Origin of the sequence: Rufibacter roseus (assembly GCF_001647285.1) — a bacterium.
GTDB lineage: Bacteria > Bacteroidota > Bacteroidia > Cytophagales > Hymenobacteraceae > Nibribacter > Nibribacter roseus.
Genome location: NZ_LRML01000006.1, coordinates 90,253 through 113,920, shown reverse-complemented (window position 1 = coordinate 113,920; position 23,668 = coordinate 90,253). Strand labels below are relative to the sequence as shown.

23 protein-coding genes are annotated in these 23,668 nt (G+C 45.4%); 13 read left to right on the top strand and 10 right to left on the bottom strand.

Annotation, left to right across the window (positions count from 1 at the left end; translation table 11 throughout):
• Window positions 1–3 precede the first annotated feature (3 nt).
• The 11 genes from A8O23_RS10540 (at window position 4) to A8O23_RS10490 (ending at window position 9,955) form a co-directional block, all read left to right on the top strand.
• Window positions 4–483 (top strand): SRPBCC domain-containing protein, encoded by a 480-nt coding sequence (locus A8O23_RS10540; RefSeq protein ID WP_066620731.1) that lies wholly within the window; start codon window positions 4–6, stop codon window positions 481–483.
• Window positions 480–875, top strand: coding sequence for a DoxX family protein (locus A8O23_RS10535; protein WP_066620726.1), 396 nt, complete (start codon window positions 480–482; stop codon window positions 873–875). Before A8O23_RS10540 ends, A8O23_RS10535 begins: the two co-directional genes overlap by 4 nt.
• A complete protein-coding gene (locus tag A8O23_RS10530; RefSeq protein ID WP_066620722.1) occupies window positions 872–1,489 on the top strand; it encodes a YdeI/OmpD-associated family protein in 618 nt (205 codons plus the stop codon). The genes A8O23_RS10535 and A8O23_RS10530 overlap by 4 nt, the downstream gene beginning before the upstream one ends.
• 548 nt (window positions 1,490–2,037) lie before the next feature.
• A complete protein-coding gene (locus A8O23_RS10525; protein WP_066621342.1) occupies window positions 2,038–2,358 on the top strand; it encodes an ArsR/SmtB family transcription factor in 321 nt (106 codons plus the stop codon).
• Entirely contained in the window at window positions 2,355–2,852 is a 498-nt protein-coding gene (locus tag A8O23_RS10520) for an SRPBCC family protein (protein ID WP_066620719.1), read from the top strand. The genes A8O23_RS10525 and A8O23_RS10520 overlap by 4 nt, the downstream gene beginning before the upstream one ends.
• A gap of 3 nt (window positions 2,853–2,855) precedes the next feature.
• A complete protein-coding gene (locus tag A8O23_RS10515; protein WP_074988357.1) occupies window positions 2,856–3,512 on the top strand; it encodes a DUF998 domain-containing protein in 657 nt (218 codons plus the stop codon).
• Between the two features lie 11 nt (window positions 3,513–3,523).
• On the top strand, window positions 3,524–3,742 hold the full coding sequence (locus A8O23_RS10510; protein WP_066620710.1) for a DUF4287 domain-containing protein: 219 nt from the start codon (window positions 3,524–3,526) through the stop codon (window positions 3,740–3,742).
• A gap of 283 nt (window positions 3,743–4,025) precedes the next feature.
• Window positions 4,026–4,586 (top strand): sugar O-acetyltransferase, encoded by a 561-nt coding sequence (locus tag A8O23_RS10505; RefSeq protein WP_066620706.1) that lies wholly within the window; start codon window positions 4,026–4,028, stop codon window positions 4,584–4,586.
• Between the two features lie 161 nt (window positions 4,587–4,747).
• The gene (locus A8O23_RS10500) at window positions 4,748–4,966 is read left to right on the top strand and encodes a hypothetical protein (protein WP_066620700.1); all 219 of its coding nucleotides are present in this window, start codon (window positions 4,748–4,750) and stop codon (window positions 4,964–4,966) included.
• A gap of 359 nt (window positions 4,967–5,325) precedes the next feature.
• Window positions 5,326–6,789 carry a S1 RNA-binding domain-containing protein gene (locus A8O23_RS10495; protein WP_153042159.1) on the top strand — a complete coding sequence of 488 codons (1,464 nt, stop codon included), beginning with the start codon at window positions 5,326–5,328 and terminating at the stop codon, window positions 6,787–6,789.
• 250 nt (window positions 6,790–7,039) lie between these two features.
• Window positions 7,040–9,955 carry a PD-(D/E)XK nuclease family protein gene (locus tag A8O23_RS10490; protein WP_066620694.1) on the top strand — a complete coding sequence of 972 codons (2,916 nt, stop codon included), beginning with the start codon at window positions 7,040–7,042 and terminating at the stop codon, window positions 9,953–9,955.
• A gap of 87 nt (window positions 9,956–10,042) precedes the next feature.
• Here A8O23_RS10490 and A8O23_RS21575 read toward each other — a convergent pair whose 3' ends face one another.
• From A8O23_RS21575 to A8O23_RS10470, 4 genes are all read right to left on the bottom strand, one after another.
• Window positions 10,043–10,189 (bottom strand): hypothetical protein, encoded by a 147-nt coding sequence (locus A8O23_RS21575; protein ID WP_161486721.1) that lies wholly within the window; start codon window positions 10,187–10,189, stop codon window positions 10,043–10,045.
• 576 nt (window positions 10,190–10,765) lie between these two features.
• Window positions 10,766–11,239 carry a DUF4920 domain-containing protein gene (locus A8O23_RS10480; RefSeq protein ID WP_066620690.1) on the bottom strand — a complete coding sequence of 158 codons (474 nt, stop codon included), beginning with the start codon at window positions 11,237–11,239 and terminating at the stop codon, window positions 10,766–10,768.
• A 123-nt stretch (window positions 11,240–11,362) separates the two neighbouring features.
• Complete coding sequence (locus A8O23_RS10475) at window positions 11,363–12,667, bottom strand: cytochrome P450 (RefSeq protein WP_066620687.1); 1,305 nt, start codon at window positions 12,665–12,667, stop codon at window positions 11,363–11,365.
• 228 nt (window positions 12,668–12,895) lie between these two features.
• Window positions 12,896–13,396: a DUF2062 domain-containing protein gene (locus A8O23_RS10470; RefSeq protein ID WP_066620685.1), complete on the bottom strand. Its 501-nt coding sequence runs from the start codon at window positions 13,394–13,396 to the stop codon at window positions 12,896–12,898.
• A gap of 387 nt (window positions 13,397–13,783) precedes the next feature.
• Between A8O23_RS10470 and A8O23_RS10465 the strand changes: the two genes are divergently transcribed.
• Entirely contained in the window at window positions 13,784–15,142 is a 1,359-nt protein-coding gene (locus tag A8O23_RS10465) for a DNA recombination protein RmuC (RefSeq protein WP_066620683.1), read from the top strand.
• A 71-nt stretch (window positions 15,143–15,213) separates the two neighbouring features.
• Here the strand turns inward: A8O23_RS10465 and A8O23_RS10460 are convergent, their stop codons facing one another.
• The 3 genes from A8O23_RS10460 to A8O23_RS10450 form a co-directional block, all read right to left on the bottom strand.
• A complete protein-coding gene (locus A8O23_RS10460; RefSeq protein ID WP_066620681.1) occupies window positions 15,214–16,479 on the bottom strand; it encodes a zinc dependent phospholipase C family protein in 1,266 nt (421 codons plus the stop codon).
• 158 nt (window positions 16,480–16,637) lie between these two features.
• Window positions 16,638–17,354: a pirin family protein gene (locus tag A8O23_RS10455; protein WP_066620679.1), complete on the bottom strand. Its 717-nt coding sequence runs from the start codon at window positions 17,352–17,354 to the stop codon at window positions 16,638–16,640.
• Between the two features lie 176 nt (window positions 17,355–17,530).
• Window positions 17,531–18,292 carry an XRE family transcriptional regulator gene (locus A8O23_RS10450; protein ID WP_066620677.1) on the bottom strand — a complete coding sequence of 254 codons (762 nt, stop codon included), beginning with the start codon at window positions 18,290–18,292 and terminating at the stop codon, window positions 17,531–17,533.
• A gap of 399 nt (window positions 18,293–18,691) precedes the next feature.
• On the opposite strand from A8O23_RS10450, the gene A8O23_RS10445 reads away from it, so the two are divergent.
• Entirely contained in the window at window positions 18,692–19,840 is a 1,149-nt protein-coding gene (locus A8O23_RS10445; protein ID WP_074988355.1) for a S8 family peptidase, read from the top strand.
• A 108-nt stretch (window positions 19,841–19,948) separates the two neighbouring features.
• Here the strand turns inward: A8O23_RS10445 and recQ are convergent, their stop codons facing one another.
• The 3 genes from recQ to A8O23_RS10430 form a co-directional block, all read right to left on the bottom strand.
• Entirely contained in the window at window positions 19,949–22,099 is a 2,151-nt protein-coding gene (gene recQ / locus A8O23_RS10440; protein ID WP_066620675.1) for a DNA helicase RecQ, read from the bottom strand.
• Window positions 22,100–22,220: 121 nt separating this feature from the next.
• Window positions 22,221–22,559 carry a phage holin family protein gene (locus A8O23_RS10435; protein ID WP_066620671.1) on the bottom strand — a complete coding sequence of 113 codons (339 nt, stop codon included), beginning with the start codon at window positions 22,557–22,559 and terminating at the stop codon, window positions 22,221–22,223.
• A gap of 17 nt (window positions 22,560–22,576) precedes the next feature.
• Window positions 22,577–23,668 (bottom strand): agmatinase family protein, encoded by a 1,092-nt coding sequence (locus A8O23_RS10430; RefSeq protein WP_082882995.1) that lies wholly within the window; start codon window positions 23,666–23,668, stop codon window positions 22,577–22,579.

Here is a 23,668-nt window from a genome sequence, read left to right as displayed (position 1 = left end):
CCTATGGAACCCAAAACTCACCTGACCGCCGAAGAAGGCAAGCAGGAAATCTTCATTACCAGATCCTTTGACCTGCCGCTGGACCTTCTCTTTAAAGCTTACACAGAGCCTGAACTAGTGGAGCAATGGATGGGAAATAAAGTGCTGAAACTGGAGAACACACCCCACGGTGGGTACCAGTTCGAGACCCGTGACGCGCAAGAAAAAGTTTTGTTTCGAGCCAACGGAACCATCCATTCGTTCGTGCCCAACCAGAACATCACCAGAACCTTTGAAATGGAAAACACACCGTTCCCGGTGCAACTGGAGTTTCTGGATTTTGAAGCAATCACCGATGAAAAAAGCAAGCTTACCATGCAAATGGTTTTTAAATCAGTTGCTGACCGGGACAACATGCTGAAATTACCTTTCGCGCAAGGCATCAACATGGCCCACAACCAGCTGCAGACTATTATGAGCAAAGCTAAACCAGCTAACCTATGAAAAAGAGCGACAAAATCATCTACTGGGTTTCCACAGTCTGGCTTTGTTTAGGCATGGCCTCTACGGGAATAGTGCAGCTGATCCAGCTGGAAGAAGAGGCGAAGAAGATGAGCGACTTAGGCTTCCCGCTCTACTTCCTGCCCTTGATTGGCATCTGGAAATTACTGGGTGTCATGGCGGTTCTGCTCCCCCGCTTCCCGTTGGTGAAAGAGTGGGCGTACGCGGGGTTTTTCTTTTTAATGACGGGTGCTGTTGTTTCACACCTTGCCCACCATGATCCGTTCGCGGAGTTATTCGGCCCAACCCTGCTGCTGGTGCTGACTGCCGTTTCCTGGTACTTTAGACCAGCCTCCAGAAGAGTGACTTCCACCCTTACCCTCGATAACGCATGAACCCACATGTTGACAAGTACCTCTTAGATGGTTGTATGCGCTGCCCGTACGGCGGCACCCCCCAATGCAAAGTGCATACCTGGCAAAGGGAGCTGGTGCTGCTCCGGCACTTGGCGCTGGAGAGCGGCCTCACCGAGGAAGTGAAGTGGGGCGTACCGTGCTACACTCTGGGTAACAAAAATATTTTCATGGTTACCGCCTTTAAGAATTATGCCGCGCTTAACTTTTTTAAAGGCGTATTGTTGAAAGACGAAGCCAAGCTTCTCACCGCCCACGGTGAAAGCTCTCAGTCGGCTCGTTCCCTCCGGTTCACCAGCCCAGACCAGATTCTGCAGCAGCAGGAGCTTATTAAAGCCTATCTACAAGAAGCTATAGAAATAGAGAAGGCGGGATTAAAAGTGGAATTCAAGCAGAACTTGGAACCCGTGCCAGAAGAGCTTATGGCCACCTTTGAAAACCACCCCGACCTGAAACGCGCCTTTTACAGCCTCACCCCCGGCCGGCAACGCGGCTATATCCTGTTCTTCTCCCAACCCAAACAAACCCAAACCAGGTTCAGCCGCATTGAAAAGTGCAGAGAAAAGATATTGAAAGGAATTGGCTTGCACGACTAACACTGCGTTTAATTAAAAATTATGAATTAGAAATTAAAAATTGGGAATTTAAACTTCATAACCTTAACATGAGAGTCTTCTATATACCTAGATATTGGTAAGACAATTCTGTTATAAACTATCCCCGTTCCCTCTTTGTCATCATGCAAGGACCTTGTGGGCCAATCAGGAAAGCAGAATTATAACGCCGTCGCCGCCCCTTTCCAATTCTCATTTTTATTCCTCTGTTTTTAGCCTGTTTTTCAGAAAATAGCTCCAAAACAGTATTTCTTATGCGAAAGAAATCAAGTCATTATTTGAACCCCTCCGCACGCATTCCTGTTTTTGACCTGTTTTTGGAAAAGAAAGCTCAAAACACGGAAACAAGCGGACACTTGCGCCATTGGGTAATCTTTGCCTCACCGCATAGAACCTCTTTAGCTTTTTAGGAAGAGAAAGTACATCAGGTCCGGGAAAAAATTATATCCAAAAAAATGAAAATAAATTATGAAACCAAAAAGTTGCGCATATATTTACAACCGATTAGTTTCATAAAAAAAGAAGGCGAAATGAGGAGAGACATTTTTCAGGCAGTGGCAGACCCTACGCGGCGGGCCATCATCGTCTTGATTGCCTTACAGGCCATGACTCCAAATGCCATTGCTGAAAACTTCAACACTACCAGGCAAGCGGTGTCTAAACATCTGCGCATTCTCACGGAGTGTGAACTGGTGAAGCAAGAGCAACGAGGCCGTGAAATTTACTATTCGCTGGAGGTGGAGAAAATAAAGGAAATAGACCAATGGATAGAGCAATTCAGGAAGATTTGGGAAACCAAGTTCAATCAATTAGATGTGTTATTATCAACTATTCAAAAAAATAAAAAATGAACAGTGTATTAGCCTTCGACTTCACCGTGGACAAAACCACCCATTCTATCTTCATCACCAGGGAATTCAACGCCGACCAAGCCTTGGTGTGGGATGCCTTTACCACCCAGGAACTGCTGGACCAGTGGTGGGCGCCTAAACCTTGGCTCTCCAAAACCAAACACATGGACTTCAAAGTGGGCGGAAGAAGATTTTACGCCATGGTAGGCCCCGAAGGGCAGGAACATTGGGCCCTTCAGAAATACACCTCCATCAGCCCGAAGACCAATTTCAAAATGCTCAATGCGTTTGCCGACAAAGACGAAAACCCGCAGTTGCCAGGCTCTGATTGGGACTTCAATTTCAGTGAGCAAAGCGGCATCACAAAAGTGAGCATCACCATCTACAATGACTCGTTAGAACGCCTGGAGCAAATGATAGAGATGGGCTTTAAAGAAGGATTCACCCAAACCCTGACACATTTAGAAGAGTTATTGGCCTCCCTGCAAAAATAGGAAATGGAAACTACAGCCTTGTTCGCGTACAGCACCCTTGCTTTAGGTATCCTATCTATTCTCTGTCTCGTCTCTTTGCACGTGGTCAGCAGGGAATTCAAACCCAGTTTCAGGATGGTGAGTGAATATGCCCTAGGCAATCACAAAGGACTGCTCACCCTGTTCTTTCTCTGTTGGGGGTTCTGCTCAATCTCCGCGGGCATGATGCTGTGGCCCGAAGTGACCAGGGGTTGGGCCACCGTTGGCGTGGTGTTGTTATTTGTCACGGGCGTGGGCGCTATCATGGGCGGACTGTTTGATGTAAAGCACAAACTGCACGGGCCTGCCTTCGGGGTGGGACTGCCGTTCATGCCAATTGGCGCCTTGCTCCTTTCCTATCATTTAATCCAGATACCCGAGTGGCAAGAACACAGCTTCGCTCTTTTGTTTTCGGCGCACGCCATCTGGGTGAGCCTGGTGCTGATGGGGGTTTCTATGTTTCTGTTATTTTCAAGCCTTAAATCAGCGGGAATTGTGTTCGGGCCAGACGCGCCGCCGCTGGCAGAATTACCGAAGGGTGTGATTGGGGTAAATGGCTGGGCCAACCGTCTGCTGGTGCTTTGCTACCTTCTTTACCCTGTCTTACTGGCAAAACTGTTTCTAACCATACAATCATCATAAATAATAAAATCATGTCCTTTCAAGCGTATATAGACAACATTGAAGCCAAAACCGGCAAGACGCCCGCAGACTTCAAAAAGCTAGCCGAGGCAAAAGGCTTCCTCCTGGAAGGGAACCTGAACCCCGCCACCAAAGCCACAGAAATCACCAATTGGTTGAAAGAAGACTTCGGGTTGGGGCACGGGCATGCCATGGCCATTTATGCCACGTTTAAAGGGAAGACGGAATAACAAAGACATTCAGTTCTCTCAAAATAAGTAGCCTTTCCCCGTGTAGCGGTAGTACCCGCAGGTACACACGCTATACGGGGCTTCTTTTTGTCTTCCCCACCTTTTGTCATCCTGAAAGGACCTTGTGGGCGAACCAGGTAAGCATACAAATAGCGCTTTCCCTTCCACTCCCAAAATCATTTCCCGCTGCTGTTTTTAGCCTCTTTTTCTGAAAACAGGCCGAAAACGGAATATCTTTAGGGGAAGGAAAGCACGCCGCTTTTCCCAGAAAAACACCTCCCCTATGAAAACCGAAAAAGAGAAAATGCTCGCGGGCGAGCTCTACAACGCTCTGGACCCGCTGCTGACCGAAGAACGTACGCAGGCGCGCCTCTTGCTCAAGGCCCTGAACGAAAGCCGCGAAGACCAACCCGAGGAACGCCAGCGCCTCCTGCGGCAGCTCCTCCCCCACGCCGCTGACGGCCTCTGGATTCAGCCACCCTTCTACTGTGACTACGGCTACAACCTCACCCTGGGCGAAAAGGTGTTCTTCAACTTCAACTGCGTGGTGCTGGACGTGATGCCCGTGACCGTGGGCAGCCGCACCCTGTTTGGCCCCAACGTGCAACTCTACACCGCCACCCACCCTATGAATCACCAGGAACGGGCCAGCGGACTGGAGTTTGCCAAACCCATCACCATTGGCGAAGACGTCTGGATTGGCGGTGGCGCAATTATCTGCCCTGGCGTGACCATTGGCGACCGAACCGTGATTGGCGCCGGCAGCGTGGTCACCAAAGACATTCCCTCAGATGTGTTTGCTGCGGGGAATCCTTGTAGGGTGCTTAGGGGGTTGGAGGGGTAGGAAATAATTTATTAATATTTTACAAATTGTTTCTAATATAGTTATTACTATATAGTATATTCGGTAGTGCAGTTGAGTTTACCATCCGGTTTTGGTAGTATTAACGTAATAACTACTTTAGTATCTAGTTATGGCACATTAGAGACAACAGCTAAGAATATATGAAACAGAAAATCCAATTACCTGCCATTCATGATAAAGACTTAAGAAAAGTATTAGATAAATTTGGTCTAAGCAATTTAATTGACGATGGCAAAGCCAATTGTCATAGCTGCTCAAAGCAAATAACCTTTGATAATTTATATGGATTAAAAGTCTTAAATCAAAATATAATTATCTTTTGTGATGAACCAGAATGTATTGATAAATCTTCAAAATAAATATGGATAAGATTGTAGAATTATTTCTAAAATTTGGGTTAATACCTGCCTGTCTATTAATAGCCTTATTTTTAATTGTGCAAGATCCTGATAGGGCGGTAAAATTAAGGGTCGTAATAATTGAGCCGTTCTATAAATTGTTTAAATGGTTTTCTTAAGAATATATTTCTTCTAAAGTTTCGTCTCAAGCTAATGAGTTTTTAAAATCCAGTATTTTCTCACAACTAAGCCATGCGGATAGATATGACATCAAGGTAAAATGGGTACAAGAACCCAATGATCCAATATTATCAGAGAATGGAACATTAATACTTAGATTAAAGGAAGATGATGACCAAACTAAAAATATATTATCTGCAGTGCATACAGCACTTCCTCATGTATTATGTCCACTGATCAGAAAAAACATTAATTCAACTTGTAATAATTCAATTGATTTGGTTGTCCTGAAAAAATTATCAGAAAAGCTAGGTAATCATGGCCGAATGACTTTCAAAAGATATTTTTTAGACCCACAAACAGAAGTAGATATAAAAATCAATGAATTAATAATAAAATTACAAAATTTAGATCGACATGGATTCCTTATGCCAATTTTTTTAAATGAATTAGAAAGCCTTAGTGAGGCTCTTTTCGCAAATAATGATAATCAAGATTATTCTGACCAAGTAATGTCTTTTTTGGAGTATCTATTAACAATCATTAACCGAGAAAGAGGTACTGAAATACAACTACTTTATCTAGTTCCACCTTTCAAAGTAAGTACAATTTTGTTAGCTAAAGCACATAGAGCAGATAAGGAAGGACTAAAGCCATATCTAAGAAGGTTGAAAATAAATCTTGATAAAGGAAGTGAAAGTATATATATTATTTCTTTTCCCCCTGCATTTCATTTTTTTGATAGACTTTTAAGTGCATTGGATGGGTACGAAAGAGTCATTATTAAAAAGCATGTTAAAACAACTTATCAAAATGATTTTAGTAGCGGTGAAAGTAATTTGCGAATCTCCGTGCTTTCAAGAAATGATATTTTTAATGATGAAACGTTTGAAGATAAATTAAATTATTTGAATCTTAAAGAAGGTTCAAAGGTAAAAGGTATTGTTGAAGATATTTCTCAAAATGAATGTTTAGTTAATGTTCTTGGAATAAATTCTTATATAACAAAACAAGAATGTTCTTGGATTCAAATCGATAATTGCAATGAAGTTTTATCTATTGGCCAAGAATATGATTTTGTAATCACAAAAATTGACAAATCTTTAAGCTTACTGTATTTGACTCTAAAAAGCGAGGACGAAAATCCTTGGCATTTAATTGAACTTCCTAAAGAAAAAGATGTGATTGATGTCTTTATTAAGTCAAAGGATAATTTAAAGTTAAATTGTGTTTATAATAACAAACTTGAAGTTTATATTTTAAATGAAGAAACTTCATGGTTTTTCCTAACAGATATTCAATTCCAAAGCTTAATTGGAACAACTCAAAAAGTAAAAGTCGTTCAAAAAGAGGACGCTCTTCAACGAATTTTTTGCAGTATTAGACAACTTGACAATAATCCATGGCCTTCAATACATTCTAGCTTGAAGGTAGGTATGGAGTTTAATGCAAAAATTTCTGGTATAACACCAAACTTCATTCAGGTTCAGTTACCTAACAATTATATAGGAATTGTTCCTAAAGATTCATTAGAAAAGGCAGGATACGAATATAAAAATTTTCACCAAAATTTGGTTATCGGTCAAGGTCTAGATGTATATGTGTCCAAAGTTTTTATCGATAAGCAGAGAATCAGACTTGACCTTCTAAGAAATAAAAATTAACGGATTATAACAATTTATATTAAAAATGCCTGCCTTCAGAATATAAATTGAGTGCAGAGCTATAAAACCCGCATGGAATTTAATTGTAAATTATTGTCATGCTGGCGAGCCACCCGAGGATAGTGACGCTCTTTAAAAATTGGCACTTTTTTATAAGAACCGTTGCCTGTTTTCCCCCTCTTTTCCTAAAACTAGCCCAAAAACGTAGTATCTTTACTTTCCGCGCCAGACCATAAGATACTACACCCACATGTACTCGTTCCTGCGGCAGACCGCCGAGCATATTTACCAGACCTACGCAGACCGCCTCAGCGACCTGTGCATTGTGCTGCCCACCCGTCGGGCTACGCTGTATTTCAAGAATGCCCTGGCGCAGGCCGCGCCCACGGGTATCTGGTCGCCGCAGATTTACTCCATGGAAGACTTTGTCTGCAACATGGCCAACGTAGAGGTGCTGGAGCCGCTGCACCTGCAGCTAGACCTCTATGACCTCCTGCTGCGGGTAGACCCCAAGCTGGACTTCGACCAGTTTGTGGGCTGGAGCGCCACCCTGCTGGAAGATTTCTCCCGCCTGGACATGGAACTGGTAGACGCGCACAAGGTATTTGAGTACGTGAGCGAGGCCAAGGCCCTGGAGCGGTGGGACCCGGGCAAACCCGGTAGCAGCGCCCCCACCCCCAACGTGAAGCAGTATTTCCAGCTTTGGGCCAACCTGGAGCAGACCTACCATGCCCTGCAGGCGCACCTGCAGAAAAACAAGCAGGCCTATACGGGCATGGCCTTCAGAATGGTGGCCAACCGCATCAAAGACATTGCCAAGAGCGAGCAGGGCCCTTACCGTTACCTGTTCGTGGGGTTGAACGCCCTGAGCCGCGCCGAGCAGAAAATCATCCAGACCCTGCTGGAAGCTGGCAAAGCCGACGTCTTCTTTGACTCAGATGACTACTACATGGCCCCCGACGCCGATAAGCGGGCGGGGCATTTCCTCAAGCGCTACAAAGCCAAATGGCCGCTACCTGAGTGGAACTGGCAACAGAACCTCCTGCTCTCAGATACCAAGGAAATTAACGCCATTGGGGTGGCCAACGCCAGCATGCAGGGCAAGATTGCGGGGCAGCTCCTGCGCGAAATCCGCCAGCAGGACCCCGCCGCCGAAATCGCCATCATTTTGCCCGATGAGACCCTGCTCCTGCCCGTGCTGCACTCCATCTCAGACGAAGTCACCGATTACAACGTCACAATGGGCTTGTCGTTCAAGGGAACGCCCCTGTTCAACCTCATCGACCTGCTCTTTGAGGTGCACCTCACAGGCGTGGTACAGCCAACTGATACGGGTTACAAAATCAACCGCTACCACCACCTGGCCGTCACCAAGCTGCTGCAGCACCCGTTCCTGCGTCGCTATGAGCAGTACCTCAACAGCCTGGCCGAGCGCGAAGCTGATTTAGACCTGTTCCAGCACGTACTGGACGAGATGGTGGCCCGCAACAGCGTTTTGCTCACCGCCGAGGAACTTATCAAGCTGGGCCGCGAGCACCCCATGTTCATCACCCTCTTCAGAACCTGGAACGACTGCACCGACCTTATTGACACGCTCTACCAACTGGTAGATGCCCTGGGCCGCATTTACCGCGTAGAATCGGAGAACCCCATTGAAACCGAGTACCTCTACATTCTCTACACCATCGTGAAGCGGCTGGACACGCTCTTTGACTGCCGCGAGCACAAGATTTCGGTGCGCAGTTTCAAGAAGTTCCTCTACGAGCAGATTGGCAACACCAAGCTTCCGTTCAGCGGCGAACCCATCTCGCCCACGCAGGTCATGGGGATGCTGGAAACCCGCGCCCTGGACTTTGAGAACCTCATCATTCTGAGCGTAAACGAAAATGTGCTGCCCCAGCCCAAGAAACAGACCTCCCTATTTCCGTATGATGTGCTGCGCACCTTCGGGCTGCCCACCTACGCCGAGCAGGAAAGCATCACCTCCTATTATTTCTACCGCCTGCTGCAGCGCGCCAAACGGGTGAACCTGCTCTACGTGCTGCCCTCAGACACCTACGGCTCCGGAGAAAGGAGCAGGTTTATCCTGCAACTGCAGCATGACCTGGCCCTGCGCAACCCCAATATTAAATTTAGGGAACTCACCGCCGTGGTAGAGCAGCTGGACACGAAGGAATACGAGCCCGATATCATCATCCAGAAAGACGAAGAAGTGCTGTTCAAGCTGAAGGAACAGCTGAGGCGTGGTCTGTATCCTTCGCACCTGAACCAGTTTGTGAACTGCTCCCTGCAATACTATTTCAGCCGCATCGCCAAGCTGGAAGAAGTAGACGAGATAGACGAAGCCATCGGTGCCGACACCTTCGGGACTATCGTGCACCAGGTGCTGGAAGACTATTTCAAGCCTTATGCCGAAGAAGGAAACCCCATAGAGCGGGCCGATGTGGAGCGCATGCTGGCGGGGTTGGAGACCAAAGTGCAGCAGGAATTCAAGCGCGGCACCCTGGGCAACCTGCCCGAGCAGGGTATGAACCTCATCCTCTACAAAGTGGCCGTGCAGCTGCTCACCCGCTACCTGCAGGGGCTTCTGGAGTCAGAGGAACTGCCGCTCTATATTCTGCAACTGGAAGAAACCCTGCTCACCGATTTAGACGTCACCCTGCCCTCGGGCGAAAAAATTACCGCCCGCATTGCCGGCAAAGCCGATAGAATTGACCTGAGCGGCACTACCCTGCGCGTGATTGACTACAAAACCGGCAAAGTGGAAGCCCGCAACCTCAAGGTGAACCCCGAGGAACTGGAAACCACCCTCCTCCACGACCGCCACCTGGACAAAGTCCGCCAGCTCTGGCTTTACCGCTACATCCTGGCCAAGGAAATCCATAAAGGCAGCTTATTGGAGAGCAAAGTCCTGAACCTGCCCAAAAGCCACTATGACTTTGAAGCGGGCATCATCTCCTTCAGAAACTTGGGCGCTGGCGTGTTGACTTCAGAGTTGCCCTTTGTAGACGCCGCCGGTGCCCCCGCTGATTTCGTGGAGACTTCAGAACGATTGTTAAGGGAGCTGGTGCTGCGGATGCTAGATACAGAGGAGCCGATTAGAAAGACCAATGATTTGGAGACGTGCCAATACTGCCCGTACAAAACCATTTGCGCAAGGGGTTGATTAGGTGCTGATGGATGGCGTAAGGTATTGGCACAGACACTAGCAGGTCTTGGGTAGTCCTGAGTTCTGAGTCTTGAGTCCTGAGTCTCAAAAATCAAATAAGTAGGTACCACCCTCCTTAGCGTTTCCTGCGGGAGCGGGCAACGCAGAAGCCGAAGGCGCCGAGGCGCTTAGCGGACGCACGAGGTACAGGTTCAATATAGCAGTATCCGCCGAAACAATGAAACAGCGCACATTGGCCAGGTGGTAAATTATTTGAAGCCCTTACTGTTTGAGCGGCAGCGAGTTTAAGGGCTTCTTGATTCTTTTGGTTACTTTTCTCATCAAGGAGAAAAGTAACAAACCTCTGCAGAAAGAGACGCAGCTAAAGATTAAGGAGAAGCGGTTGTGGGGGGGCAACAGCACTGGAGTTGTTGGTGAGAACACACAACAACGGCGAAGGGTAAAGCGGTGGTGGGTGCAAAAGTCTTCGTTAGATCCCTCGGCGATGCTCGGGACGACCGCAAAAGGGTAAGATTAGGAATGCGTGGACCGGCAGGTGTAAACATCCCCCCTTCGCCCCCTTCAAAGGGGGAGTATCAGAAGTGTAGTATGTGGCATTCGCCTCAGGGTAGTTTAAAGCCAAGGGACCAGCAAACTACGTATTTTAATTAAGCACTTTCTCGTTAGATCCTTCGGCTAAGCACAGGATGACAATACCAAAGAAATCTTGTTTTGGCCTTCTTTGACAAAAACAGCTCCAAAACAGAAAAGCTCTTCTCCTACCATTTCAGGTAAAAGAAGAGCTTTTCTATAAAAAATCAGCGGAAGTTATTTCACTACCAGAACCCCATCCGCTACAATCTCAATGTCTTTTTTAGGCTCCGTGATAGCGGCAATTTCTTCTTTGCTCTTGCCTGCATCTTCCGCGAAGTGCTTCAGACGCTCCACTGAGGTTTCCTTTACTTTGGCCACACCTTCTAACACCACCGTCTTCCCTACAATGTCTTGCGGCATGAAGAAGGCGTAGTCGGTGAACTTCACCATGATGGGTTCGCCGTTGGTGCGGGCCACTTTCATAAAGCAACCTTTCTTTTTGCAGACCTCTACCACGGTGCCCTCTACCTTGCCAGTGAAAACAGAGTCGGTAGCTAATTTCTGGTCTAGCTCCGGCATTTTGATCGCTTTCTTGGCAGTTACTTTTTTACCGTAGGTAACCCCTGCCTTCGCGGATGGAATGTCTTTTTGCGCGAAAGAGGCTGTGTGCAGAAGAAGGCCAAAGGCCAAAAGAAGAAATACTTTCATATGATTGGTAGCAAATTTTAAAGAAATAGATGTAGGTACAGTCTTGAATAGCAATAATTTACCAGCAAATATAGATGTTTTAGAAAATAGTTCATCATGTTTTGTCCGCGAAACCATTAAAGTTTAATGCCTCAGGAACGGGCACTGCGATAAGCTGCTTAAGCTGGCTTCGTCGTTTATGTTAGTTGAAGAAACATTTCTGATGATGAATTTGCTTTTGGGGTACGTTGGCATTCGGCGCAGACTATAGCTCAGGTTTTGCTCTGGCACCTCGTACTCCATAAATTTAGCCATAAAGATCATGCTTACTTTCATGGCTTCTATGGTAATCCATTCGCCTGCGCAACGGTGTCCGGTCGTATGGTTCCCGCCACCCTGCGGAATGAGATCAAACGCACTCCCCTGCCAATTCTTGAAGCGGTACGGGTAAAACTCCTCCGGGTGCTCCCACAGCTTTGGGTCGTGCAAGGTGCCATACACATCTAATAAGACCAATGTGCCTTTGGTAAACCAGTGGCCTCCCCAGCTGAAATCTTCCTTCACCCTGGCTCCCACAAAAGGCGCAAACGGGAAATAACGTCTTACCTCCTGCACAAACAACTCTGCATAGCCCTCCTCTCCATCGGCTATTTTCTGCCGGGCCACCGGGTGCTCATGTAAAGCCAAGGCTCCAAAGGCAACATAATAAGCAATGGCCACAGTAGGCCTGATCAGATTTATTATTTCACGGGCAGCCATCACATCATCCAAAAGGTTACCTTCCAGATCCTGATGAAAAGCAATGGCCTGTGCCGGCTTCCCTTCCTCTACGGTTAACTCACCTTTTCTAATTTGTGCCACCAGGTTTTTGATCCAGTTCTCTGTGCGGCTACGGGCGCGTCTGCCCCTGAAGTGCCGTAACCCCACCGCCCCAAAAGCGTCTACCATAGCGGCGCAATCCTGGGCCCGCAACCTAGCTTCCTCTTCCCGCAGCGGTATTCCCACCCACTCGCAGGCCACGCGGCAGAACAGTTCCTGCGCTTCTTCAAACAGCACTACCTCCTCCTGCTTTTCCCACTTATGAATAAAGGCTTTCCAATGTTTTTGCAGAAGGCGGTTAAAGGTGTGTAGCCCATCAGGAGACATAAAAGACATGAACATGCTCTTTCGGTGACCATGGGCATCGCCATCCATGGTGATGATGGCGTTCTCCCCCAGCAGCGTTTTTTGAACCCACTTAGGAACAGCACCTTTGCGGACGAACCTATCCGGATCATAAAACACTTTAGCCGCCTCCGGTCCGTGTAGGCACACCACGTTCTGTAAAAGCAGTCTTGTTAAGAAGATATTAGATTGAAACCGACTGACACGATGGTTGATGAATGGAAAACCTTCTGCCAGTAGTTTAACTGAATTATCAAGTACTTTTTCCTGAGGAACTGATGTCATGGGGTGAGTGCATTAAGTTATACTGCCCATGTGAACACTTGTTAGAGCACCAACACGGCTTTAAAACCTACGCACTACAAATTGACTGGTTCTTAAGAAATAATTAAAGTTTTGTTAGGGTAACGGCACACTTTAAGACAGGCGCTTCATGTGGCATGAGTTGAAAGACCTAGGGAAATACAGTCTTTGCTGTTTTTTACTTCTTCTCAGAAAAGGAGGTCAAAAACACTAGGCTTCCTGCTGCAGGGGCAATACCCGGTGCAATACTTTTCTGCTAGAGAAATACACAGCCAGCCCGAAAGGAATAAAGCACATAAACCATGCTATTATACCGAGCAAATTAGCAAACCAAACCTGCTGCAAGGCGGCAAGCCAATCTGCTTTAAACATTAGACTTAGTTTCTCCAGTGAAAAAGGAATAGGCGTGACCGGAAATAGTGTTTGTCCAAGTTCAACGAAAGGTACATACAAAGCCAACTGGAAAGGCTGCATCAGGTAACCCAACAATATTGTAAACGCCACATTCAGGCGAAGCCGTAAAGCCCAGAAGGTACAGAGCAATGTAGTTCCTCCAAAAAAAGGAATCATGCCGAAGCCCATGCCTAACGTGATGGTCAGGGCCAACTGGTGCGGAGTAAAGCCCTGCTTCGCCAAGGCCATGAGGGGCTCCCATAGCTTCCGCCGCAAAAACTTAATCACACTTAAATTTACCCGTAAAAACACGTCCATTATCTTAAAAGCTTCTCTTAGGCTGCTGCTGTTTCAGCTTACGCAGGTAACGCTAAAAGTTGCTGTTTCATCCATTAATCAGTAAAAGAATTTTGTTAATTTTTTTCCCTGAACAGTTAGATTCATTTTAGCAGCAACAAGCAGGTTTTGCTCTACTTTTTGCACCCGCTTATTCAGGTTTAAAATCAATAAACAGTAGCTACTATTAATACTGAGAAAGTTAAAAAGTAACCAACAAGTTTTAGCAATTCTTTGAGACCTGTCATTGTTCTCTCTTTATAAGACAGCCAACCTCTTTGCTAACCCTATTACCATTGCGAATATTTTTAGAAATGGGCACTCTTCTGTATCTTTAACTGTTGTTTCCGCTCAACTAATATGTTTCTAATGGATCTTCTGCTGCCTGTTCTTTGCTTTTTAGTGGGTGCCCTTGGGGCATACTTTTTTCTACAGTCAAAGCTGGCTGCCGTGCAAAAGAACATACAGCAACATGAGCTGGACAAAGCTTTTGCCATAAAACAACAGGAAGTAGCGCAGCAAGAGGTTCAAAAACTGCAAGACCTGCTCCGCAAAGAAAGCAGCAAGGTAATGGAACTGCACGCAGAGGTAACCCGCGCCGAAAATGATATCTACCACCTCAAGCAGAAACTTGCTGATGAACGCTCTGAACTGACCCACTTGCGCGAAACATTTATGCAGCAGTTCACGCAGGTAAGCAATCAGGTGCTGGTAAACAATGCCGAACATTTCCGGAAAGCCTCTGCCGAAAATCTGGAGCAAGTGTTGTCGCCGTTGAAAGAGCGGATAAAGGAATTTGAAAGCAAGGTGGAACTGACGTACGAGAAGACCCTGAAAGACACCACCTCTCTTAAAGAACAAATCACGTATATGGCCAGCCTGAACCAACAGATGAGCCAAGATGCGCTAAACCTCACCAAAGCACTTCGGGGCGAAAAGAAAGCTCAGGGCAACTGGGGTGAATATTTGCTGGAAAACCTACTGGAGAAATCAGGCCTAGAGAAGGATGTGCACTACCGGCGCGAGCAGGTTTTGCAGCACGATGATTCCAAGATCTTCCGCCCCGATGTGATCATTGACTTACCTGACAATAAGCATTTGATCATTGACTCTAAAGTAAGTTTAGTAGCCTATGATGCGTATTGCAACTGTGATGACGAGGCTCAGCAACTCCTCCACCTAAAGAGCCACATTCAATCACTCAGAACGCACTTTGTAGATCTTAGCCGAAAGAATTACCAGCACCTGCACGGTATCCATTCCCCTGATTTTGTGCTGATGTATATACCTATTGAACCGGCGTTTAATCTGGCGGTGCAGCAGGATCGTGATTTGTTTCTGGAAGCACTGGACCGCAACATCGTGTTTGTGACTACCTCTACCCTTTTGGCCACCCTGCGTACGGTGGCCAGTGTCTGGAAACAGGAAAGCCAGAAGCGGAACGTGCTGCGCATAGCAGAGGAAAGCGGAAAGCTCTATGACAAGTTCGCCAACTTTCTGGAAGATCTGAAAGACATAGGCGTGAACCTGGACCGTAGCCAGCAGAAATATACCGCTGCTATGAACAAGCTTAGCGAAGGCAACGGCAACCTGATCAAAAAAGTAGAGCTGCTCAAGAAATTGGGGGCCCGCACCAGTAAGACTATGGAGACACAATGGCTACAGTCCGCAGCTCCTGACCCTACAGATGAGTTGGCTTTTACCGCAAGTGAAGTAGACGAAGCATAGTATCCGTTTTTAACTTGTTTTTGAAAAACAGGTTAAAAACAGTTATTCAGCAGCAGGAAGTGGTAGTAGTTTCAATTGGTGACAGTAGCTTGCTGTAGCTTTTGTAAGTTTTCCTGTACTTTTCCCCACTCTTCCAATTCTTCTTTTTCAGTAGGTTTTGGTTTGGCCATGGCTTGATAATACTGTAGAACAGTTTCTTTTAGTGGCTTAGTCAGGTGCTTGAATTCATTTTTAGCTAATTTTTCCAGTAGCTCTGCAAACGTTTCATCTGTTTTGGTATAGGCATCTGGTTCACTGGGCTCACCCGTGTCTAAAACCTTATTTTCAAATGTTTGCTTCCCTTGTGCTACTCTGTTCAGTGCTGCATTGTACCGTTTAGAAGTCTCATTGAAACTTTCCATAAATACTTTTTCCGCCTCTGGTGTTGGGGGCTTGAAGGCTAATGTTTGACTAGGCCCAATCTTGGGTAAGATCCGGAGCAGCCAACTTAAAATACGCTGGAATAAATTAGGTTGCTCATATTCGCGTCCCCATGTTTTATGAAACTCGGCCCTCCTCAATCTGTAATGAAAATTCCGTCTGGTCATACTGGGCTGAGAAGACTGAATTTCTTTTGCTTTTAAGTTCCAGGCGGCTTTGGTTAAGTCAGGTATCAGGTTTCTGACAGAGTACCTGAAGGTAGTAATAGCGAGTTCTAAACTTACGAAAATGCTTTTCAGCTCCAGACCATAGGTTTTCAAAAAGGCTCTTTCCAGCACTTCCTTACTTACCTCAAAACCAATAAAGTTTCTATAGGCATCTGAAGCATAGTTTCCGCGGGCTACCTGTAACACATCAAATCCGAATTCCATTTTCACGTGCGCCGCAGGATTTTCCTCGTAGGTGATCGTGTCGCCGTGTTTAACCTTTAAATCAGGATATACCATGGGCACTGCTACATTGGTTCCTATTGGGTGGCCGTAGTTGTCTGCGTAGTAATGGGCCAGCGCCCCAAGAGCAAAGGCATATTCATGAAGAGTTTTTGATTCCGTAATCAGTGCCTCAATAAAATCTCCGCTTCTCACATAGTGGGTTAAATCTGTAAAGAATGTATTCCCGAACGGGAAGTAGCCCATGTCTTGTATGATAGCTCCTCCGTATGCGTGTGCATAGGCAGTCAGCAGCTCTTCTTCGGTAGCTTTCGGAAACTTTTGCCGCAGAGCCGGTACAATGGATTTATCCCATGCCACATCAATAATAGCCTGGTGCGTGAGAACACCGTAACCTGCACTTTCTCTGGCCGTCAACAAGAGCAGCGGCAGTAAAACTATTAAAATATGTTTTCTCAAAGTGCTCATTGATCTTCTTTACTTCTTTCTAAGCATTTAGAAAAGACTGAACTCACAGCCGTAAACAAGCTATCATGGATATAGATCATTAGAAAACAAAAAACAGGAGGGAAATACCTCCTGTTTCTGAGTTCATCAAATTAAGTGGAGTTGACGATATCTATTCATTAGTAATTCGCTTCAACTCCTGGTACATCTATTAGAATAAAAGAGCTATCTACTGAGGCTTTGATGCGTAATGCATCAATGTCTGAGGAGCGAACCTGGTCGTTCTTATGCACCTGCATTCCGTTCACAAACAATTCGCCGGAAGTTACATATAGCAATGCTTTTCTGATAGGGAACGTATTGAAGTCAATTCCTTTACCCTCTTCCAGATTTGCATGGTAAATGGTAGAGTTGGAATTGATGTATACTACATCTTCCAATACCTTCTGCCCCGTTACCAATGGAATCAGCTCATTTTTCTCTTTCAGAAAATCAATCTTTTTCTGCTCGTAACTTGGGGAAAGCTCTTTCTTATTAGGGAAAAACCAAAGTTGGTACAAGTGCACCTCTTTATCAGTTTCATTCTGCTCTGAATGACGTATGCCCGTACCGGCGGTCATACGTTGTACTTCTCCGGCATGTATGGTGGTATGGTTTCCAAGGCTATCGGTGTGGGTGATTTCTCCCTCCAGCACAATGGTTACCACCTCCATCTCAGAATGGGGATGCTCCGGAAAACCGTTATTGCCTTGTATATAGTCATCGTTGAACACCCTAAGCGGACCTAGTTGTACATTATTCTGGTCATAATATTCAGCAAAAGAAAACAGGAAGTAAGAATTCAGCCACCCGTGAGAGGCATGGTATCTTTCTGCGGCGGGTATGATTTTGAGCATTGTTCATGAAATTGATGGATAGGTATAAATACGTGCACCTGTACCGGAGGTTCAGATATAATCATATTCAAATATAGCAATAAAAAGAAAAGCCTGTTTTGAGCCTGTTTTTCGAAAAACAGACCCAAAACAGGCTTTTTAAGATCAGGAATATTAGCTAGAACGTAGTCAGCTTCTTATTTGTCTGACTTTAACTTGTGTACTTGCTGCTGTAAGTCTAGCACCAAAGAAGTCAGTTTGTCCAGAGAGATTTCAGCCATAGGGAAAGTGGTGCTAATGTACGCTTTTGCTTCCCAAAGCTCTACCACATCTTCTAAGCTAACTTCATAGGGTTCGTATGCCGGATTATCAGAGTGCAACCTAAGGGCGGGTTGATTTTTTTGCTGGTAAATTCTTTTGAAGACAATCCCTTCTTGCAAGCTCACCACAATGGCAGGTGTACCATCTTTAATTTCCTGCCATCTTTCCACATACCTACCCACTATAACAGTACCAGAGGGTATTGGCAACATGGAATCACCTTTGATCTCAAACGCTCTGTAGGTACCAGGAGCCTGAATCATGGGCAAACGGAACTTAGGAAGTTCTTCCATAAATTCAGGATCTGCGTATCCATTCAAATAACCGGCACTGGCTTTATAAGGCACCAGTTCAATGTTTTCACGGTCCTGAGAATCTACAGTAATGGAAAGCACTTTTACGTTTGAGGCTTTCGCGCTATTACCGGCTTTAAGATTATTAGGTAGATTCGGGTTTATTAGCTCATCTACGGAAAGCTGAAAAACCTGTGCCATTTTCATGAGCGTGACCAATTTAGGCTCTGCCCTACCTTCTTCATAGGCACCTATCAAAGATCTTTTGATCTCTAACTTTTCTGCCAGCTGTACCTGGGTCAGGTTATACTGCTTTCTTAAATATTTAAGATTTGTGCTGAGCATAGACTCTCTTGCTAAATGTATTGCTCCATAAAAGTACTAATTCGTTAGCAAAAAACTAAACATTTTGGCATTTAATATTAATGAGAACCTATAGCTGATAATTTCACATGCATTTATCTTCTTTAAGGCAAGATTTAACAGAAATAGAATTATTTATATGCTGCTATATAGAAAGATAAATATAAATATTCCGTCAGAGTTCAATAAAAAAATATTTAAGTTATTTATTCAGTTATTTGAACCAAACATAAAAAGGGCGGGTTACGAGACAGAATAAACGAAAGATTCATCTTCGTATTTTATTCATGCTTTTTCTTTAACTATTAAAATGTAAATCTATGAAATCAGGAAAGTTTAAGAAAGCAGTGTCTTTTTTTTGCACTAGCCTCCGTTTTTACAATGGCCGGTTGCCAAAAAGACGAACTTTTAGAATCAACCTCCCCCACCACCCCCACTGATCCAACTACAACTTCTAGAGCCGTAAGCGGTAAATATATTGTTGTATTCAAAAACGGAGAAACTGCCTCTGCCCAAGCTATCAGAGAGCGTGTTTTAGGTCAGAATAACATTGGCCGCGAACGCGTGAAAGAAGTTTTTGAAGGACTTGCCGACGGATTCACCGGCGATTTGACGCCAGAGCAAGTAGAAAGCCTGAAGCAGGATTCTGATGTTGCTTACATTGAGCCTGAGCAAGCTGTATTATTAGGTAAACCCGCTAAAAAATCTAATACTACCACAGATACATATACCTCTACTTCCACAACTACCACCACCACAACTAGCACAACTTCAACCCAGACTATTCCTTGGGGCGTTGCCAGAGTAGGTTATGGTGACGGTACCGGTAAAACAGTATGGGTAATAGATTCTGGTGTAGACTCAAAGCACCCTGACCTGAACGTAGACGTAACCCGTAGCAAATCATTCATCTCAGGTACTACTTTTGAAGATGAGTATGGACACGGTACAGGCGTTGCCGGTATCATAGGTGCAAAAAACAATAACATAGGTGTAGTTGGTGTTGCTGCCAATGCTACCATTGTTGCCCTGAGAGTATTTGACGCGAACGGTGCTGGTACTCTTACCCGTATCTACTCTGCCTTGAACCACGTGTACAAATATGGCAAAGCCGGTGACGTAGTAAACATGAGCTTACGCGTTGATGGATCTACTTTGTTAGATGACTTGGTTAAGAAAACTGCCGCCCGTGGTATATTCATTGCCGTGGCATCTGGTAACAGCTACATTGACTGCAAAAACGATTCTCCTGCCCGTGTGGTAGCTCCTAACGTATTTGTTGTTTCTAACATGACGCAAACTGGTACTTTTAGCTTGTCTTCAAACTTTGGTCAGTCTGTGAAGTTTGCCGCCCCAGGTTCAAACATTAGAACTACCTGGAAAGGTGGTAGCTATGCAACTGGTAACGGAACTTCTTACGCTGCCCCTCACGTAGCTGGTATTCTAGCTTTGACCGGCGGAAGAGTAAATAGCCAAGGCTACGTGACTGGTGATCCAGATGGTAAGCCAGACCCAATCGCTCTTAAATAATTTTATTCCATATTATATTTTTCAAACAAAAGCCCGCTCAATTGAGCGGGCTTTTCTTGTTTTAGACTTGGTTTTCAGAAAAAAGGCCTAAAAGGCTAAATACTACATTTAGCGGTTTACTGCTTCTTTCTCCCTGTTGTATCTTCCTATGGCCAATCTGATTTTACCATAGTCAATTTCCCCTTCCAAATAATCATATATGGGTTTCATGGCGGTGATTTGGTTTGTCTGTAAGATACCTTCCCGCACCCGCTCATATTCCCAATCAGAAAGATATGGCTTCAGATCTACGTCATAGCCTTGCTGGTACAATGTAGCCAAGTGAGAAAAAATAGTTGTCATTTGCACCTGTCTCTGTTCAGATATTTCTTCCAGCGTTTTACCCTGTCTAAGCAGCTCATACGTAACCAAATGGGTTGTGCCTTTCAACCGTGCCTGTTGCTGATCGGCCTGCTGGGCAAGAAAGCCCAGAATGGCATTGATGAAAATTTCGCCGTACTGCTCATATTTTGCCTGGGCTACCCCTGAAATAGAGAGAAAGGCAGGTTTATTCGTTGGCCGCATCTCTACAATTTCCTGCAAGGTATTGTCAGTGAAAACCACGTACGGCGGAATGTTTCTTTCAGCTGCCAATTCTTTTCTTAACTGGCGCAAATGCTCAAACAAAGCATTCTCCACGGCGCTTCTAGATTTACCTTTGGTGCGCTTTTCTTTCTCTTCCTTCGGATCAATAGGCTGAAATTTAACCAGCTCCACCTGTTTCCCGTCAAAAAGAACTTCTTTGCTGTTGGCGTTGAGTTTTAACGCCCCATGCTCATCATAAGCAATATCAAGCAACCCTTTGTTAATGAGTTGGTGAATATACCTTTGCCATTCCTGCGCCGGCACATCACGGCCTGCCCCAAAGGTCTTTAGTTTATCATAGCCCTTGTTAAGAGTCATCTGGTTGCGTGAACCTCTTAAAATATCTACTACCTGAGCAGAAGCTACTGTTTCTTTTGTACGTGCCACTGCCGACAATATCTTCTGCGCCAACTCTGTTCCGTTGAATGAAGTAGGCGGGTTGTCGCAGATGTCACAGTTGCCGCAATCTTTCTGATATTCCTCCCCAAAATAATGCATGAGCGTTTTACGACGGCAACTGGTACTCTCCGCGTACTGCTGCATGCGGTCCAGCTTGGCCAACGACAAAGCCTGCTCTTTGCTATTTTCTCCGCCTTGCGTGATAAAATCGCGCAGTGTCATTACATCTCCCAGACTATGGAATAACAAGGCCTCTGCCGGAGCTCCGTCACGACCTCCGCGACCAATCTCCTGGTAATAGCTCTCCAGATTTTTAGGCAGGTTGTAATGAATGACCCAGCGCACGTTAGATTTGTCAATGCCCATCCCGAAAGCAATGGTGGCACACATAATCATCACGTTGTCTTGCAAGAACTTCTCCTGCACTTTCTCTCTGTCTCGCGCCGAAAGGCCGGCATGGTAATAATCTGCGTTGTAGCCTTTCTCCTGCAGCTTACGCGCCATTGTCTCCGTAGCTTTTCGGCTAAGGCAGTAAATGATGCCTGGCTGAAATGGCCGTTCCTCCAGAAAATCAAGAATGGCCTCCATTCTTTTCTGCCCTGGCTTTACCTGCAGGTAAATATTAGGTCTGTCAAAAGAAGAAATAAATACCTTTGGATCTTGCAGATACAGCTGCGTCAGAATATCGCGCTGGGTTAATCGGTCAGCGGTGGCGGTCAGGGCAATAACCGGTACATCAGGAAACTGCAGCTTCAGATTTTTGAGCTGCAGGTATTCTGGTCTGAAATCATGCCCCCAGGCAGAGATGCAGTGAGCCTCATCAATAGCAAAAAGATTTATTTTCAGGCTCTTCAGAAAAGAGAAAAATCCCGCTGATAATAACTTCTCTGGTGAGACATACAGCATTTTCAGTTTTCCGTCATAGCACTGCTGCTCTACCCGCTGCTGCTCTGCTGAGGACTGTGAACTATTTAGGTAAGCCGCCTGCACACCATTGCTCAGTAATGCCTCTACCTGGTCTTTCATGAGAGCTATCAAGGGAGATACTACCACACTAATACCGGGCATCACCAGCCCCGGCACTTGATAGCAGATAGACTTGCCACCTCCGGTAGGCATTAACACCACTGTGTCGCGTTTTTCTAAAACGCTGGTGACAATTTCTTCCTGGCCGGGTCTGAATTTATCATACCCAAAATACAGTTTCAGTACCTCCCTAGCTTCCCTTATTCCCATTTTGCTGCTGTTTTTACAAAAATACCGCAAAAACAGAAGTTTTTCACGCCTTTTTTAACCACAGACACACAAAAAAAGCCCAGAATTTATTCTGGGCTTTCTCCTCTAACACTGGTATAAATCAATCAGTGATTGCATCAATTATTGCCGTTACTATGGCTAAAACCAAACTGAAGATGATGGCATTTAAAAATCCGTTCACCTCAAAGGCAGCCCCTAAAATAAAGTCGGCGAGGTAAAGAATGATTGCATTGATAACTAGCAGAAATAGCCCTAAGGTTAGAAAGGTAACGGGTATAGTTAAAAACACCAGTATAGGGCGCACCACAGCATTCAGCAAAGCTAAAACCACAGCCAGTAAAATACCGCTCACTATTCCGTCTAATACAATGCCCGGGAAGAAATTAGCAAGGAATAAAGCGGCAATACCTGTTAAAATGATCTTTAGAATAAAGCCCATACAACTGTAGGTTTAAATTAATCTACTGATTTAAGTCTACCTTGGGATACGGCCATCCAGTTACAGAGTTTGAACAGAAGACGGGCACCTACGTTCCCGTTCCAGTCACTTTCACCAGGAGCTACTTCACAAAGGTCAAAACCAATAATTTCCCTACCTGATTTCACCAAGGCCTTGATCAGGTATACCGCTTCCTCAAATTCAAAACCACCTGGCACCGGAGTACCAGTAGCAGGACATAGTTTCGGATCTAATCCGTCTATGTCAAAGCTGATGTATACTTTTTGTGGTAATTGCGCTATGATCTTTTTACACTGCTTGCGCCATGAAGTACCTTCATACATGGCAGCCTTTATTTTGCTGTCGTAGAAGGTGGTAACTCTGCCGTTGCTTTGATCCACTAATTCCGCCTCGGCCTGGCATAGATCTCTGATGCCTACCTGCACTAGCTTTTTTACCTGTGGCAGTTTTAAAGCATTGTACATGATAGAGGCATGCGAATAGGGAAAACCTTCATACGCCTTGCGCAAATCTGAATGTGCGTCTATCTGCAGTATGCCAAATTCACTGTTTCTATCGGCTAGGGCGTGCATGAAACCCAGAGGGGTACTGTGGTCTCCACCCAACACTCCTACTAGTTTCCCTTTGTCCAGCAAAGCTCCTGTTTCAGTCTTTGACCAATCCAGCAATTGCTCGCCTTTGCGGTTTATTTCGTCAATGGTCAGCTTAAACCGTTCTATTCCTGTATTCTCTCCAGACTCTAACCATTTGATGTAGTGCTCACTCTTTTCGCGCAGCCGTCTACTTTCTGAGGCCCAATTCTCAGGAATTTCAGGCATGTGTATGCCCAAGTGCCATACATCCGGAAGCTCCGGATCAAACACATCTAATTGGGGAGACGCATCTAACACAGCTGCCGGACCTTCGGCAGTACCTGCATTATATGACACAGTTACTTCCCATGGAATAGGAAAAACTACTACCTCTGATTCTTCTTCGGTGAATGGAAGCCCAAACAAATTACTTCCTACTTCGCCCACTCCGTTTTGGTCAAAAGAGGCAATTTTCGTGCGCTTTGAATCGCACATTGACTTAAGGTTAAGGTTCAT